Consider the following 15,727-nt stretch of genomic DNA (forward strand, 5'->3'; position numbering starts at 1 on the left):
TTGATCCGGGATCTTTGTAGCCGCTGCCGCAGGCTGCGAACGACTCCGCAGGAGACGCTGCCCTTGGGATCGCTGAAGGTCCTGCGGCCCTTTGCGCAGCTTCGCCATGGCTCAGCAGCGGCTACAGAACGATCTTGATCCGGGATCTTTGTAGCCGCTGCCGCAGGCTGCGAACGACTCCGCAGGAGACGCTGCTCTTGGGATCGCTGAAGGTCCTGCGGCCCTTTGCGCAGCCTCGCAGGCTCGGCAGCGGCTACAGGTTGCAGATCAGCCGGCCACGGCCTGCTGGTCCATTTTCTGGCGCAGGCTCAGGGGGCGCATGTCGGTCCAGACTTCTTCGATATAGGCCAGGCACTCCTTCTTGAAGCCGCTCTTGCCCACGGTACGCCAGCCTTGGGGCACGGCCTTGTAGTCGGGCCAGATCGAGTACTGCTCTTCGTGGTTGACCACCACCTGGAACAGGATGTCCTCACGGTCGAATACTGAAGTCATTGCTTGTCTCCATCGCTAATTAGGAACGCCGCGCCCCAGGCGCGACGGTTGTGTAGAAGGAACGAATCGAGGCTGCGAAAAATTAGAGGCTGGCCACCGCGGCGGCCACCGCCTTGCTGAAGATGTCCGCCACCTGGTCGATCTGCGCCGCGCTGATGATCAGCGGCGGCAGGAAGCGCACCACGCTGCCATGGCGCCCGCCCAGTTCGAGAATCAGGCCGCGCTTGAGGCATTCACGCTGTACCAGGGGCGCCAGACGCAAATGTTGCGGCGGATGGCCCTGGGCATCCGGGGCGCCGGCCGGGTCCACCAGCTCGACACCAAGCATCAGGCCACGGCCACGGACGTCCCCCAGTTGCGGGTAGTCGCGCTGCAGGATCAGCAAGTGCTCGCGCAAGCGCTGGCCCATGGCCGCCGCGTGTTCGGGCAGCCGCTGCTGCTTGAGGTAGCGCATCACCGCGGAACCGGTGGCCATGGCCATCTGATTGCCACGGAAGGTCCCGGCGTGTGCCCCCGGCTGCCAGGTGTCGAGCCAGTCGCGATAGACCATTACCGCCAGCGGCAGGCTGCCGCCGATGGCCTTGGACATCACCACCACATCGGGAATGATCCCGGCGTGCTCGAAGGCGAACATCTTGCCGGTGCGACCGAAGCCGCTCTGGATTTCATCGACGATCAGCGCCACCCCGGCCCGCTCGGTGATGCGCCGCACCCCCCGCAGCCAGTCCAGGTCCGCGGGGATCACCCCGCCCTCGCCCTGCACCGCCTCGACGATCACCGCCGCCGGCAGGGCCACGCCCGCTTCCGGGTCAGTCAGCAGGTTTTCCAGGTAATGCAGGTTGACCTTGACCCCCTCGGCGCCCCCCAGCCCGAACGGGCAGCGGTAGTCATAGGGAAAGGGCAGGAACTGCACGCCGCTGTTAAGCAAGCCGGCCAAGGCCCGCTTGGGCCCCAGGCTGCCCATCAGGCTCAGCGCGCCCTGGCTCATGCCGTGGTAACCGCCCTGGAACGACAGCACGGTGCTGCGCCCGGTGGCGGTGCGCACCAGCTTCAGCGCGGCCTCCACGGCGTCAGTGCCGGTGGGCCCGCAGAACTGGATTTTCGCCTCGGCGGCCAGGGCCTCGGGCAACAGGCCGAACAGGTCCTGGACAAACTGGTCCTTGACCGGGGTGGTCAGGTCCAGGGTCAACAGCGGCAGTTCATCGGCCAGCACCTGCTGGATCGCGGCGATCACCACCGGGTGGTTGTGGCCCAGGGCCAGGGTCCCGGCACCGGCCAGGCAATCGATGAAACGCCGGCCTTCGACGTCCTCGACGTGGATGCCGCTGGCCCGCTTCAAGGCCAGGGGAATGCGCCGCGGATAGCTGCGGGCATTGGATTCCTGACGGCTCTGGCGGGCCAGCAGGGGCGACTCGTCGAACTGGTAAAGCGTCTCGGCCGGGATGGCGGCAAGGGCCACCGGCTGATCATCCATAAGGCTGGTAACGGCTGACATGTCTCGAACCCTCGCGCTGCAATTTGAGCAAAACGGCTACCGGCCGAACGCGCAGCCGAAGCAGGGTGCGCACGGGCAGGTTTTCCTGTTCTGGAAACGCACCAGCGAGGTCGGGATTTACACCCCAGGGCGAGGAAATTGCACATACCGCCCCGTAGGAGCCAGCTTGCTGGCGAAGGCGATCTTTCGGGCCTATTCGCTGGCAAGCCAGCTCCTACAGAGGACGGTGATGGGTCAGGCGCGGTGGGCAGGCAGGGTCAGTTCGACCCGCAGGCCATCAGGAAGGCTGTCGAAACGCAGCTCGCAACCACAACGCTGGACGATGGCCTGGACTATCGCCAGACCCAGACCGCACCCGGTGCTCTGGCTGTTGCGCCAGAAACGCTGGGTCAGGTGCTGCAGGTCTTCCTGGGCAATCCCCGGGCCATGGTCACGCACCTGGAAACGCAGGCGACCGGCCACCAGCTCCAGGTTCAACTCCACCGGGCAGTCTTGCGGGGTGTGGCGCAGGGCGTTGTCCAGCAGGTTGCGCAAGGCGGCAATCGCCAGGGTCGAGGGCATGGCCACCGGGGCCTCGGCGGCGTGCTCTCCCAGGTGCACCTTGACCCGCTGCCGGGCGCCCACGGCGGCATCCTGGATTGCCAGGCGAACCACTTGCTCGGCGTTGCAGTGCACGCCGTCATCGAACGACAGGCTGCCCTCGACCCGGGCCAGCAACAGCAGTTGCTCCAGGGTCCGGTGCAGGCGGTCGGCGCCCTCCTCGGCCCGGGCCAGGGACTGATCCCGGGCCGCGCCGTCGGTCATGCGCGCCACTTGCAGGTGAGTCTTGATCGCGGTCAGCGGGCTGCGCAGTTCATGGGCGGCGTCGCCGGTCAGGCGGCGTTCGCGTTCGATGGTCTTGGCGATGCGCTGGAACAGCTGGTTCTGGGTGTCTACCAGCGGTCGCAATTCGCTGGGCATGGGCTGGATCTGCAACGGCTCCAGGGAGTCGGCGCTGCGGCGCATCAGCGCGTCGCGAATCCGGTTCAGCGGCGCCAGGCTCTGGCCGATGCCCAGCCACAACAGCCACAGGCAACCCAGCAAGGCCACCCCCACCGGCACCGAGGCGGCCAGCAGCACCGACATGTTCAGGGCCTCGCGCTCCACCTGGCGGTCGGCGGTGGTGATGCGCAGATCACCGCGCACCAGGGTGAAGGTGCGCCACGGCGCGCCGTCGATCATCTGGTCGTGAAAGCCCAGCTTCTCGGCTTCCAGGGTGTGTTCCGGGGTGCTGTGGCTGCGGGCCAGGACCTGCCCGCGCAGGGAACTGACCTGACAGGCCATGCCCCCGGGGATGGTCAAGGCCGCGCTGGCAATCGGGTGGGCATGGGTGTCGGAGGGCAGCGCCGGCATCTGCTCCAGCAGACCGGCCACCATGCGCGCCGAAGCCACCAGCCGCTGATCCAGGGAAAACATCATCTGATTGCGCAGATCGCTGAGCATCCAGGCCGCAGCCAGGGTCCAGATCAGAATGAAGGCAGCGCCCAGGGTCACGCTCAGGCGCAGGCGCAGGCTCCTCACTTAGGACTTCTCCTGGCCATCGGCCGGCCCCAGGCGATAACCCAGGCCGCGCACCGTCTCGACGATGCCGTTGCCCAGTTTGCGTCGCAGGTGGTGGATGTGCACGTTGAGGGCGTTGCTTTCCAGCTCATCGTTGAACCCGTAGACGCTGTCCTTGAGCTGTTCGCTGGACAGCACCCGGCCGCGGTTGTGCAGCAGCGCCTGGAGCAGCGCCTGCTCGCGCCGGGACAGGTCCACCGGCTCGCCGCCCAGGCGGGTTTCCCGGGTGCTGGGGTCGTAGGTCAGGCGCCCGTGCTCGATCAGGTTGACGCTGCGCCCCGCCACCCGGCGCAACAGGGTGTGCAGGCGCGCCGCCAGTTCCCGCAGGTCGAAGGGCTTGAGCAGGTAATCGTCGGCCCCGGCCTGCAGGCCGTCGACCCGATCGGTCACCGAGTCGCGGGCGGTGAGGATCAGCACCGGAATCTCCAGGCCCTGCTGGCGCTGTTGCTTGAGCAACTTCAAACCATCTTCATCCGGCAGGCCCAAGTCCAGTACCATCACGTCGAAATCGGCCACGCCGAGCATCGCCCGCGCCGCCGAGGCAGAGGCCACATGCTCGACCGTCAGGCCCTGGGCCGTGAGGCCGGCGACTATTCCGCTGGCAATCAGCTCATCATCTTCACAGACAAGTACGTGCATGGTCGGTCCTGTAACAAAGGCGTTGATTAGGCAGGCGGCGGATTAAGCGGACATTATGCCCGCCACTGCCACGCGACAACCCAAGTATGGTTAATCATCGGTTAATCAGGACCCGCCATTGTGCTTCCCACTTGCACCGGTTTAAGGCTTGACCATGCGTCGATTGCTCATCTTGCTGTTTATGCTGTTCACCACCCTGGCTCACGCCAGCAACAATCCGTTCGAGGTCAAGCCCGACTTCCTGCCGGTGGACAAGGCCTTCACCTTCACCTCCGAGCGCCTGCCTTCCGGGGAAACCCAGCTGTTCTGGCAGATTGCCGACGGCTACTACCTGTACCAGAAACGCCTGAAGTTCGAGGGCCTGGCACAGGAGCATCAGCCGGCGCTACCGGACGGCGAACACCACAGCGACGAATTCTTCGGCGAGCAGACGGTGTATCGCCAGGGCCTGGAAGTGAAGCTGCCGCCCGCCGCCAGCGGCAAGGTCAAGCTGGGCTGGCAGGGCTGCGCCGACGCCGGCCTGTGCTACCCGCCGCAAACCTTGGAAGTCGACCTCGGCGGCGCGCCGAGCGTCGCTGCGGGAGCGGCCAACAGCGCCGCCCAGGACCAACGCCTGGCCAATGACCTGCAGCAGAAATCCTGGGGCCTGAGCCTGCTGGCGTTCTTCGGTTTCGGCCTGCTGCTGGCCTTCGCCCCTTGTTCACTGCCGATGCTGCCGATCCTCGCGGGGATCGTTGTCGGCAGCGGCGCCAGCCCGCGCCGGGGCCTGGCCCTGGCCTCCAGCTACGTGCTGTGCATGGCCCTGGTGTATGCCGGCATGGGGGTGATCGCCGCCCTGCTGGGCAGCAACCTGCAGGCCTGGCTGCAACAACCCTGGGTGCTGGGCAGCTTCGCCGCGTTGTTCGTACTGCTGGCGCTGCCGATGTTCGGCTTCTTTGAATTGCAGATGCCTGCGTTTCTGCGCGACCACCTGGAAGGCGCCAGCCGCCAGCGCCAGGGCGGCAGCCTGATCGGCTGTGGCGTGCTCGGTGCGCTGTCGGCGCTGCTGGTGGGCCCGTGCATGACCGCGCCCCTGGCCGGTGGCCTGCTGTACATCGCCCAAACCGGCAACGCCCTGTTTGGCGGCTTGGCGCTGTTCGCCCTGGGCCTGGGCATCGGCCTGCCGCTGCTGTTGCTGGTGACCGTGGGCAACCGCTTCCTGCCCAAGCCGGGGCCGTGGATGAACCTGCTCAAGGGCGTGTTCGGTTTCCTGTTCCTGGGCACCGCCATCTACATGCTGCGCCCGGTGCTCAGCAGCAGCCTGTGGATCGGTCTGTGGGGCGCCCTGGCCCTGGTACTGGCCTATTGCGCCTGGCAGCACCGGGCCATCGCCGGGCGCCTGCTGCACCTGTTCGGCGCTGCCGCCGTGCTGTTTGGCCTGTGGGGCAGCGTGCTGCTGGTGGGCGCTGCTGGTGGCAGCGATGACCTGTGGCGACCGCTGAAGGTCTACAGCGGTGGCAGCGTGGCCAGCAGCGCCACGGCCCACGATGCCTTCACCACCGTCAAGTCGCCCGTCGAGCTGCAACAGGCCCTGGACAGCGCCCAGGCCCAGGGCCAGTGGGTGCTGCTGGACTACTACGCCGACTGGTGCGTGTCCTGCAAGATCATGGAGAAAACCGTGTTCAGCCAGCCCCAGGTCCAGGACGCCCTGAAAGACGTGCGCCTGCTGCGCCTGGACGTCACCCATGACAACGCCGACGGCCGCGAACTGCTCAGCCGCTACAAAGTGCCCGGCCCACCCAGCTTCCTGTGGATCGGCCCGGACGGCAGCGAACGCCGTGGCCAGCGCATCACGGGTGAAGTGGATGCCACGGCCTTCCTGCAACGCTGGACCCAGACCCGGGAAGCCCGTTGATGCTGACCTTTACCATCGGCACCTTCGCCATCGCCCTCAACCACCTGCTGCTGATCAGTGCCCTGGCCCTGGCCACTTTGGTGGGCTGGCGGGTGGCCAAGCGCGGCGGCGACAACCCGGAATCGGTGCTGTTCATGCTGTTCCTGCTGGGCATGCTCGCGGCGCGGATCTGCTTCGTCATCGCTTACTGGAAGCACTACCAGCACAACCTGTGGCTGATCATCGACCTGCGCGACGGCGGTTTCCTGGCCTGGCCGGGGGTCATCATCATGCTTCTGGCGGCCCTGGCCTGGGGCTGGAAACGCCCGCCGCTGCGCCGCCCCCTGGGCGCCGGTATCGCCAGCGGCCTGGCCTTCTGGCTGCTGGCCAGCCTGTCCCTGACGCTCTACGACCAGGGCACCCGCCTGCCGGAGATGCCCCTGCGCAATGCCACCGGCGACACCGTGCAGCTCACCGACTACCAGGGCGGGCCCCTGGTGATCAACCTCTGGGCCACCTGGTGCCCGCCGTGCCGGCGAGAAATGCCGGTCCTGGAACGCGCCCAGCAGCAACGTCCGGACCTGACCTTCCTGTTCGTCAACCAGGGCGAAAGCATGCAAAGCGTGGCCACCTTCCTCGCCACCCAGGAACTGAACCTGGACAACGTGCTGTTCGACAGCGGCGGCCGACTGGGCCAGGCCGTGGGCTCCATGGCCCTGCCCACTACACTGTTCTACAGCGCCGACGGCCGTCTGCTGAGCAGTCACCTGGGTGAACTCTCGGAAGCCAGCCTGGCCCGCGCCCTGGAAAACTTCGACGACGCCCATCCGACCCCGGTCGCCCCTGCAAGGAAACTGCCATGCCCTTCATCCGCCACCTGCTGAGCCTGTCCTTGGGCGCAGCCCTGCTCAACGCGCCGCTGCTGCAGGCCGAAGAACTGCCCGCGCCGATCCGCAAGATCGAAGAAAAAGGCGCCAAGATCCTCGGCAGCTTCGATGCCCCGGATGGCCTCAAGGGCTACGCCGCGCAGTACCAGAACCGAGGCATGGCCCTGTACCTGACCCCGGACGGCAAGCACGTGCTGCTGGGCAACCTGTACGACGCCGACGGCAAGGACCTCAGCGTCGAGCCGCTGCAGAAACTGGTCTACGCACCGATGGCCAAGGAAGTCTGGAACAACCTGGACAAGAGCAACTGGATCGCCGACGGCAAGGCCGATGCGCCACGCATCGTCTACCTGTTCAGCGACCCCAACTGCCCCTACTGCAACATGTTCTGGCAACAGGCGCGGCCCTGGGTGAACGCCGGCAAGGTGCAACTGCGGCATATCATGGTGGGCATCATCCGCGAAGACAGCCCGGGCAAATCCGCCGCCCTGCTGGCCGCCAAGGACCCGCAACAGGCCCTGGAAGAACATGAAAAGGCCGGCAAGGGCAGCAACCTCAGGGCCCTGGATAGCATCCCGAAAGCCGTGCAAGCCAAGCTCGACGCCAACATGAAACTGATGGAAGAACTGGAACTGTCGGCGACCCCGGCGATCTTCTACCTCGACGACAAGGGCGAGCTGCAACAGCAGCAAGGCGCCCCGGCGCCGGGCAAGCTGACGCAGATTCTCGGTCCGAAATAAGCGAGATGCCCCCATCCCTGAACCAGCAATGGCCTTTAGCCTTATCGACAGCGTTACACTACGGTCTTTTTTACACTGACAGGGATGTGACGCTTTGACAGCTCAAGGACAAGCCAGGCTTCTAGAGATTCTCGACTACTGGCATAAGGTGGAATTCTTTTTACCCTATGCCCTTGAGAAATATGTCGAGGACTTTAAAAAATGGGAGACCCGATGGCTCTCGCGGGAAGATCTCCAGCACAGCCATTGGCGCACTTTTTCCATACCCGATGACCTAAAAATCACAGGCTTCAATCTCTATATCGGGGTTTTTGACGCCTCCGTCATTGCCACCCTTTGCGAACCGCACCTGGCCGCCTGCGCAATCGACGAAAACACGTTCTACGAAGAACAGGAACGGGTGGAGCTTGAAGGGCTGACCTGCTTCGCCAAGATCAAGCTCAATGCTCAAGCGGTTCCTCAACTCGATGCCCTCTCACTGTCCACCGCGCCTTGGGCGTTGGGGCAAACAATCACCAAGGGGCTTGATGCCCTGGGCCACCAAGCCTTCGAGGAAGCCAAGGAGCAGTTGGCAAAACTGCTGCACAACTTCCATGGACAGCGCCAGCAAAATGATGACCCGGCCTTGACGGCCGACGAGGTCATGTATCTGCATCAACTGCTGTGCAACTGGGCCCGTTTTACCCCGGACCAGGACGGCCGCGCCCCTCTTGCGCTGCTTCAGGTGCTGACTCAGCCCAAGGTCGAAAAGCCGCTCACCCAACCTTCAGCAGCACAGGTCGCGAAAGTCGAAGACGAAGAAGAAGCCGATACCGAGATCGACATACTCAACAGCTTTTTCATAAAAGATATCGAGCGTGCGATCGCCAGCTTGCAGCGTGGAGAACAGCCCCCTGCTCTGTTGCAGTACCTGGCTGAAGCCGATCCAAGCAAACGAATTGACCTGTATACCGAGAATGGACGCAAGGCTCTCTATCAGGCCTTGCAACCGCAATGCATCAACCCTGGGCACTGGCCGGATGAACCGGGCCATGCCATGAGCCTGATGCAACAGTTCGCGATCAACAGCGCACTTGGCACGTTGCAAGACAGCGGTGTGTTCACCGTCAACGGCCCGCCGGGAACCGGTAAAACGACTTTATTGCGTGACATGTTCGCAGAGAACATTGTGCGTCGGGCCCGGGTCCTGGCGGGATACAGCGACGCAGCGGATGCATTCGTTGGCGGAAAAAAGCCTCAGGTCACCTTCAAGGGCATGGCAAATACCTACACCCTTCGCGCGCTCAAACCCGAGTTGACCGGCTATGAAATGGTGGTGGCCTCCTCTAACAATGCCGCCGTAGAAAACATTTCCCGAGACTTGCCCAAACGCAAGTCGCTGGGAAAAGGCTGGAGCAACGTTCAGTACCTGCAACCGGTTGCCCATAAAGTTGCCGCACAGAGCAGTGATGGCAGCATCGGCGAACTGTCCGATGAGGACAAACCCTGGGGACTGATCTGCGCCGCACTGGGCAACAGTGGCAACCGAAAAGCCTTGCAGGAGCGCATGTTCTTCAACCCGGTGGATTCCACCGTCCCCCATAAACCACTGACGATTCGTCAATGGGTGGATGAATACAAAGGGCCCAGCTTCAAGGAGGCCCGCGCGGCATTCAAAAAAGCCGATGAGGCTGTCAGCAAAGCGCTGGAGGAACGGGCCCGTTACGCCAGCCTGCTGAGTGAGATGTCGGCTACCGACGAGCACAGCTTCCTGGGCCTTCAACAACAGGCCTTCCATCAGGCCGAACAGCTCAAGGCATCCGCCCAGCAGGCGCTGGACCAACACCAGCAGAAACTCCAGGCGTCCAAGCAACATCTGGCCAGCCTTCAGGAACTGGAACGCCTGATAGATCGCGGTCGCCCGGCATGGTGGAAGCGCTTGTTCAACACGCCAGCGGCTAGGACACATCGAGATGAACAACAGGAAAATGCCCGGTTGCAGCGTCAGGCGCACGCAGAGATCAACAGCGCGAAAAGCCTGCTCGACAACAGCCTGATCCCGAAACTTGAAGAGGCGCAAACCTCATTGCTGTTCTGTGAGAGCGAATTGGACACGCGTAGAACACAGTGGCAGGGCAAGTGCCAATCCCTGGATGATTTCGCCGTCCGCCTGGGGCGTCCGAACTTGCCAGGTCATCTGAGTGAACTGGAAGACCGCGACTTCCAGATAAACGGGCTTTGGCACGATGCCGCACTCAATCACTTGCGTTCGACATTATTCGCCGCGGCCTTGACCCTGCATGAAGCCTGGCTTGCCGAGGTTGCCCCCTCGGGCTCGAACGGCAAGGGCTTTAGCGCCAACCTCACCGCCATCAGCCTATTGCTGAGCAACAAGACGCCCGAGGATGAACGACTCACACAGCTGCTCTGGCAAAGTCTGTTCATGGTGATACCGGTGGTTTCAAGTACTTTTGCCTCCTTTGCCAACCAGTTCCGCGGGATGGGCGCCGGCTCGCTGGGCTGGCTGTACATCGACGAAGCGGGACAAGCCGTGCCTCAGGCAGCCGTCGGCGCATTGTGGCGGGCTAAACGAGCCATGATCGTGGGCGACCCTCTGCAAATCGAACCGGTCTTCACCCTGCCGCAACGCCTGGTCAAGGCACTCGGCCAGCTGTCAGTACACACCGCCAACCAAGCCTTCGCCCCCAATCGCGTGTCGGTGCAGAGCCTGGCGGACCAGAACAATCGCTATGGAAGCGTTTTCAGGAACGATACCGACGAAGAACTGTGGATCGGCAGCCCGTTGAGGGTCCACAGACGCTGCATCGAACCCATGTTCAGCCTGTCGAATCAGATCGCCTACGGCAACAAGATGGTCTTTGGTCTGCCCAGTGCCCATGCCGAACAGGGCGCCCCGGTCTACAGCTCCAGTTGCTGGGTCGACATCCCTGGCCATGTCGAACACAAACAAGTCGTGCCTAAACAGATCGAGTTCATGGTCGACCTTCTCGGGCAACTCTACTTGCGCGACGGAGAACTGCCGCAGCTGTACGTGATTTCACCGTTCAAGGCGGTGCGCCTGGCCCTGCAAAAAGCCATACGCGCAGCTGCTTGGGCCAGCCCCAACCATCGTCCGAAATTGCCCTCGGGGGAATTGAAGCAATGGTTGAAATCCTCCATCGGCACCGTGCATACCTTCCAGGGTAAAGAACAAGACACCGTCTTCATGCTGCTGGGGGCCGACCTTGATCATGCAGGAGCTGCGCAGTGGGCTGCATCCAAACCCAATCTGCTGAATGTTGCACTCACCCGGGCCAAACGTCGGGTCTATCTGGTGGGGGACTTTAAACTCTGGGGGTCGCTGCGGTATTTCGAAGCCGTGAGCCGTGGCAAATACCCCTTGAAAAGAATGGGCGCGGCTGCATTTCTGGCGCAACTGAATCCTCTGGAAGAACAGATTTCAAGCTGAATACCGTCACTCCACTCCAGCGACCTTTCAGAGTGTTCGCTGGCGACGGCCTCCGTCAGCTTGGCGCATGGCTTGCGGGCCTTTTGGCCGGCAAGCCAGCTCGGAAGAATCAGGCTTCAATCGTGGCGCTGTAAAAACGCCAGCAAGGCCCGGGTCACGAACGCCGGATTCTCACGACTGGAGATATGCCCGGCCTCGGGCACCAACTGATAAGGGCAGCCGATGCGCTCGGCCATCTCGACAGTTTCCGCCGGCGGCCGCGGCTGATCCTGATCGCCACACAGCAGCAAGGTGTTGTGCCCATCCAGGCGCTGCAGCTGATCCAACAGATCCGCCCGGCTGAAGGTGATGCGCCCCATGGGAATCACGCTCTGGCGCAGGCGCTCGGCCGGCAGCGCCACGAGGCTGGCGCGAAAATCCTGGAACAGCGCCGACTGCCGATCGATACCCGGACGGAAGAAGATCGGCACCACGATATCCAGCAGCGGCTCGGCGATCAGGCCGCTGTCCTCGATCTGCTGGAACAGGGAAAAGTAATACTGCCGGGTCGGCTCAGGCTCGGCGCCCAGGTAAGTGTCCATCAGCACCAGACCGTCGATGCGCTGCGGCGCCGCCAGGGCCAGCCGCGCGCCCCACATGCCGCCCACCGACAAGCCCACCAACGTCACCCGCTCGATGTGCAAATGGTCGAGCAAGGCCAGCATCTGCCGCGCCATATCGTCCAGCGACGCCGTACCTTCAGGCAGCGGGCCGGACTGGCCATGGCCCCACAGGTCCACGGCGATCACCCGGTACTGCGCCGACAACGCCTCGATCTGCGGCGCCCACATGCTGGTGTCCCATAAATAACTGCCGGCCAGGAACACCACCGGCCCCTGGCCCTGGTCAAGGTAGTGCAACGGTTGTCCATCGAGGGTTGCGAAAGGCATCGGCTAGCTCCTGCAGGGGATGACGAAAAAGGTCCGACAGACTGTGCCGTGAACCAGGCTCAGTCAATCGGACCGGGGCGACAAAAACGTATCAGGAAATGCCCGGATTCAAGGCCCGCGCTGGCCGTCGAGCAAGGCCTCCACCACCGCGCGGGCCATCTCCACCGAATGCACCATGGACCAGATCAGCCCGCGCTCCAGGCCGCTGCCCTGCTGGGTGATTTCATCGCACACCTCTTCGGCGCATTTGAGCAACAGCGACACATGCACCAAGGCCTCTTCGGCGCTGACGCCTTCGCGCACGCTGAACAGCGAGTCGGGGGAAACGGGTTTGGCTTGGGTCGTGAGCTGGAACAGCGCGGGGTCTAGCGGTTGCTGGGCCAGGGCCACGCGCAGGGTGGCGTTGGCAGCTTTAAGGGCGGGATCGCGGTAGGAAGTGGGGGGATCGGGGACGAGCTTTTTCATGGTCAAACTCCTGGTAATGACAAGGAGCCGACACCGTTCGCTTGCACACGAATAAGGTGGCAGCCATACGCGGGTGTGCAAGACCGAGTTACCAGAACCCCGGCAGATCCGCAGATCTCCCGCGCACGGCCGCCATAACACGGCGAACATGAAATCGCTCAGGCATGACTGAGCGATTATGCGTCTGGTAACAGTCGGACTTGCACATCCGAGCCATCGATTGGGCGATGGCTCCGGAACCCTAGCCCGCCCACCAGGCGCATTCAAGCGGCCCGCAGTTTCTCGGATTTGCCTTACAAAAGAAAGCGACTAAACGCCATTCCAGCGACCTTTCAACCGGCTTGCCGGCGAAGGCGTCCGTCAGGTTGGCGCATGGCTTGCGGGCCTCTTCGCTGGCAAGCCAGCTCCTACAGAGGGCGTGTACGCCTTAGGGCTGGGCCTCAGCGATATTCTTCCGGCGCATCGCGTTCGAGGATTTCCTCCAGGTCGCTCAGGTCACCGCGCTCCTTGAGAATGCCGCTGACCTGGTCGATCCACGCCTGCTCCGAGGCAATCCCTGCCCAGGACTGGCTGCCGAAGCCGTGATACGGCCGGTCGTCGAAGGTGCTGATCAGCAACTGGTTGAAGCGCCCGGTGTCCAGTTTTTTGCGCTGGATTTGCACTTGCAGCGCCCCCAGCACCTTCTGCTGCTCTTGCGGGTTGGGGCGATAGCGGTAGAGCCGCGGCGAGCTGAGCACCAGAAACTCCGGCGGCAGGTTTTCATCGATGGCCGCCTGCAGGCGGTAATGGCCATCGAGAATCAGATAGCAGCTCAGACCGGTGACGTACCACAGCAGGATCGGCGGCAAGCTGCCTTCGCGGGCCTTTTTGCGCCACCACTTCAAGCGCCCGGAATGCGGGTCCACGGCATGCAGGCCGACTACTGCGCCACCGTACTCCCCCAACCCGACCCAGCGCGCCGTACCGGCCTGTTGGTTGTCGAGGATGTTGCGACCATAGATCGCCCACTGCGGCATATGGCTCAGGGCATCTTCACCGCCCTTGAAGTACCAGGCTTCGGTGCCCTCCAGCAGCGGCCGCATCGGTTTCTGCGATGCCGGGCGCAGGGCCCGCACCAGCCAGTAGCCGGGGTAAAAGAAGTCCGGCTGGTGCTGCATCAGTTGCTCGACGAAGAAGCGGCTCCAGGCCTTGAGGCGCAGGGCCGGGTCGAGGCGTGCCTGTTGCTCGACCAAGGGCGAGTCGATGGGGCCCACCAGGGTCTGCGGCAGTTGCTCCGGCAGGTGATTGCGCACCAGCCACACGCCATACAGGCAGCGGGACATGGTGCCCCAGAGCAGGGTCTGGTCGCCGAGCACCATCTGCATACGGCAGTTGTTGCCACTGAGCAGGCACAGGTTGGGCTTGCCGCTGGCCGGGCGTTTGACGTCTACGCCGAGGCCGTTCCACTGGCCGGCCAAATCCTCGATGTCACGCCAGAAAATCTGTTCCACGATTGTCCCTAATCCTTGATCAATGACCGGCCCTGCGGCAGGCGGGCGCGAATATAACAGATGTCTGGAGGACGCTTTCGCCTGTAGGAGCTGGCTTGCCAGCGAAGGCGGCCAGCGCCCTACCCACGCCGAGCGATTACCGCTTCCAGCTCTTGCTCAAGCCCCTGCCCGCTCAGGCACTGACGCACTTCGTCGCACCACTGCGCCTCCGGCTCATGGCTGGCCCAGGCCTGGGTGGCGCTGCGGTACTGCGGCCGGTCATCGAAGGCCTGGATCAACACCCGGTTGAGGTTATCGGTGCTCAGGGCCTGGTTGCGCGGCACCGCGTCGCCGCGCTTGCGCAACGAGTCCATGACCCGCTGCTGGTGCTCGGGGCTGGGCGCGAAGTCGCGCACCCGGGTGGCGCTGAGGACGATGAACGCCGGCGCGAGATTTTCCGCCAGGGCCGCCTGCAAACGGTAATGGCCGTCGATCACCACATAGGACGCCAGCCCGCCGACGTACCACAGCAGCACCGGCGGCAGGCTGCCTTCGCGAGCCTTTTTGCGCCACCACTTCAAGCGCCCGGCCTCGGGGTCGACCCGGTGCAGGCCGATAAGCTTGCCGCCGCCGTGCCACCAGTCGATCCATTCCAAGGGCTGGGGTTGCAGGTTGTCGAGAAAATCCTCGCCGTACAGCCGCCAGTTGGGCAGGTGGGTCAGGGCATCGTCCCGCGAGCTGAAGCGCCAATTATCCAGGCCACGCGCGGTGCTGTCAGGCTCCGGCAGCAGGCCCTGGGCCAGCCAGTAACCGGGGGTGAGAAAGTGCCGGGCACTTTCACTCAGGCGGCTGACGAAATAGCGGCTCCAGGCCTTGATCCGCCGCTCGGGCGCCAGCGCCGCGTGCTGTTCGACCGTGGATGAGTCGATGGGTGCCAGCAACCGGCATTCGGCACCATCGGCCAGCGGGTTGCGCACCAGCCAGACGCCGCCGTGGTCGCGGGCCAGGGTGGCCCAGAACAATGGCGTGTCGTGGTGCATCAACCTGATCCGGGCATTGGCGCCGCTGCGCAGGTACAGCGGCGGTTTGTCCGTGGCATTTGGCTGCACTTCGACACCCAGGCCACTCCAGTTGCCCAACGTATCTTCGATGTCGTGCCAATAAAGCGGTTCTGCCATGGTTCCGGTCCTTGAACTGTCTGAAACGACAAAGCCCGACAGGGCTGCTGTCGGGCAATGCGCGGCGAACTATTTCAAACTGAAGGTTATTTAGCCATTGGCCCCGTTCATGGTTGCAGCAATGGCAGCAGCCCATGCGTCACGGCCAAATAGTACAAATCGAGACTCTATACCCTGCTTTGTAAAAACAGATAAAGAGTTGGGGAAAATGGGGATAAGACCTAAAAATCTAGTCCATGCCGGTTGCAATGACTGGATGTTTGAGATTTCAACCTCGTCAGGAGCGCTTTGGAAGTTAATTTTATGCGCGACAAATAGCAGACGCTGGTTCGTCAGAAAAAGCCTTCCGCCCACCGTCTCAATATTTCTTTGAAGGTTTGCCGCCCCTTCTTTGATGATTTTTTCGCCGCCTCGCAACTCTGCTTTCATTCGGTGCATCCTTGTTATTTTTTCTTCATGCTCAGTCCAATCGATAAGGGCAAACAAAAACCCTTAGCTGAATACTGCCTTTCT

Annotated in this window: 13 protein-coding genes; 4 read left to right on the forward strand and 9 right to left on the reverse strand. The window is 63.2% G+C overall.

Annotated elements, in window-relative coordinates; genetic code table 11:
• Positions 1-267 precede the first annotated feature (267 nt).
• The 4 genes from GWQ44_RS15715 to GWQ44_RS15730 all read right to left on the reverse strand — a co-directional run bounded on the left by GWQ44_RS15715 (position 268) and on the right by GWQ44_RS15730 (position 4,225).
• Positions 268-492, reverse strand: coding sequence for an MbtH family protein (locus GWQ44_RS15715; protein ID WP_016965112.1), 225 nt, complete (start codon positions 490-492; stop codon positions 268-270).
• A gap of 82 nt (positions 493-574) precedes the next feature.
• Complete coding sequence (locus GWQ44_RS15720; RefSeq protein WP_275927735.1) at positions 575-1,987, reverse strand: aspartate aminotransferase family protein; 1,413 nt, start codon at positions 1,985-1,987, stop codon at positions 575-577.
• Positions 1,988-2,221: 234 nt separating this feature from the next.
• Positions 2,222-3,547, reverse strand: coding sequence for an ATP-binding protein (locus tag GWQ44_RS15725; protein WP_275927736.1), 1,326 nt, complete (start codon positions 3,545-3,547; stop codon positions 2,222-2,224).
• Entirely contained in the window at positions 3,548-4,225 is a 678-nt protein-coding gene (locus GWQ44_RS15730; RefSeq protein ID WP_016965114.1) for a response regulator, read from the reverse strand.
• A gap of 154 nt (positions 4,226-4,379) precedes the next feature.
• On the opposite strand from GWQ44_RS15730, the gene dsbD reads away from it, so the two are divergent.
• From dsbD to GWQ44_RS15750, 4 genes are all read left to right on the forward strand, one after another.
• Entirely contained in the window at positions 4,380-6,119 is a 1,740-nt protein-coding gene (dsbD, locus tag GWQ44_RS15735) for a protein-disulfide reductase DsbD (RefSeq protein ID WP_275927737.1), read from the forward strand.
• Positions 6,119-6,982: a TlpA disulfide reductase family protein gene (locus tag GWQ44_RS15740; RefSeq protein ID WP_016964932.1), complete on the forward strand. Its 864-nt coding sequence runs from the start codon at positions 6,119-6,121 to the stop codon at positions 6,980-6,982. The genes dsbD and GWQ44_RS15740 overlap by 1 nt, the downstream gene beginning before the upstream one ends.
• Positions 6,958-7,725 carry a thiol:disulfide interchange protein DsbG gene (gene dsbG, locus GWQ44_RS15745; protein WP_275927738.1) on the forward strand — a complete coding sequence of 256 codons (768 nt, stop codon included), beginning with the start codon at positions 6,958-6,960 and terminating at the stop codon, positions 7,723-7,725. The genes GWQ44_RS15740 and dsbG overlap by 25 nt, the downstream gene beginning before the upstream one ends.
• Before the next feature lie 94 nt (positions 7,726-7,819).
• Entirely contained in the window at positions 7,820-11,173 is a 3,354-nt protein-coding gene (locus GWQ44_RS15750; RefSeq protein ID WP_275927739.1) for an AAA domain-containing protein, read from the forward strand.
• A gap of 116 nt (positions 11,174-11,289) precedes the next feature.
• Here GWQ44_RS15750 and GWQ44_RS15755 read toward each other — a convergent pair whose 3' ends face one another.
• From GWQ44_RS15755 to GWQ44_RS15775, 5 genes are all read right to left on the reverse strand, one after another.
• Positions 11,290-12,102 (reverse strand): alpha/beta fold hydrolase, encoded by an 813-nt coding sequence (locus GWQ44_RS15755; protein WP_275927740.1) that lies wholly within the window; start codon positions 12,100-12,102, stop codon positions 11,290-11,292.
• A 108-nt stretch (positions 12,103-12,210) separates the two neighbouring features.
• Complete coding sequence (locus GWQ44_RS15760) at positions 12,211-12,567, reverse strand: DUF3077 domain-containing protein (protein ID WP_275927741.1); 357 nt, start codon at positions 12,565-12,567, stop codon at positions 12,211-12,213.
• A 440-nt stretch (positions 12,568-13,007) separates the two neighbouring features.
• Positions 13,008-14,057 carry a hypothetical protein gene (locus GWQ44_RS15765; RefSeq protein ID WP_275927742.1) on the reverse strand — a complete coding sequence of 350 codons (1,050 nt, stop codon included), beginning with the start codon at positions 14,055-14,057 and terminating at the stop codon, positions 13,008-13,010.
• A 119-nt stretch (positions 14,058-14,176) separates the two neighbouring features.
• Positions 14,177-15,214 carry a hypothetical protein gene (locus GWQ44_RS15770; RefSeq protein ID WP_275927743.1) on the reverse strand — a complete coding sequence of 346 codons (1,038 nt, stop codon included), beginning with the start codon at positions 15,212-15,214 and terminating at the stop codon, positions 14,177-14,179.
• A gap of 90 nt (positions 15,215-15,304) precedes the next feature.
• Positions 15,305-15,643, reverse strand: coding sequence for a GRAM domain-containing protein (locus GWQ44_RS15775; protein ID WP_047305496.1), 339 nt, complete (start codon positions 15,641-15,643; stop codon positions 15,305-15,307).
• Positions 15,644-15,727: the final 84 nt, after the last annotated feature.

Source organism: Pseudomonas sp. 3MA1, from assembly GCF_029237275.1.
In the GTDB taxonomy this organism is placed as follows: domain Bacteria; phylum Pseudomonadota; class Gammaproteobacteria; order Pseudomonadales; family Pseudomonadaceae; genus Aquipseudomonas; species Aquipseudomonas fluorescens_AP.

Excerpts from the sequence above, each read along its gene's own strand:
- dsbD (WP_275927737.1), top strand. The coding sequence starts at position 4,380 with ATGCGTCGATTGCTCATCTTGCTGTTTATGCTGTTCACCACCCTGGCT.
- GWQ44_RS15740 (WP_016964932.1), top strand. The coding sequence starts at position 6,119 with ATGCTGACCTTTACCATCGGCACCTTCGCCATCGCCCTCAACCACCTG.
- GWQ44_RS15755 (WP_275927740.1), bottom strand. The coding sequence starts at position 12,102 with ATGCCTTTCGCAACCCTCGATGGACAACCGTTGCACTACCTTGACCAG.
- GWQ44_RS15720 (WP_275927735.1), bottom strand. The coding sequence starts at position 1,987 with ATGTCAGCCGTTACCAGCCTTATGGATGATCAGCCGGTGGCCCTTGCC.
- dsbG (WP_275927738.1), top strand. The coding sequence starts at position 6,958 with ATGCCCTTCATCCGCCACCTGCTGAGCCTGTCCTTGGGCGCAGCCCTG.
- GWQ44_RS15770 (WP_275927743.1), bottom strand. The coding sequence starts at position 15,214 with ATGGCAGAACCGCTTTATTGGCACGACATCGAAGATACGTTGGGCAAC.
- GWQ44_RS15760 (WP_275927741.1), bottom strand. The coding sequence starts at position 12,567 with ATGAAAAAGCTCGTCCCCGATCCCCCCACTTCCTACCGCGATCCCGCC.
- GWQ44_RS15775 (WP_047305496.1), bottom strand. The coding sequence starts at position 15,643 with ATGAAAGCAGAGTTGCGAGGCGGCGAAAAAATCATCAAAGAAGGGGCG.
- GWQ44_RS15715 (WP_016965112.1), bottom strand. The coding sequence starts at position 492 with ATGACTTCAGTATTCGACCGTGAGGACATCCTGTTCCAGGTGGTGGTC.
- GWQ44_RS15730 (WP_016965114.1), bottom strand. The coding sequence starts at position 4,225 with ATGCACGTACTTGTCTGTGAAGATGATGAGCTGATTGCCAGCGGAATA.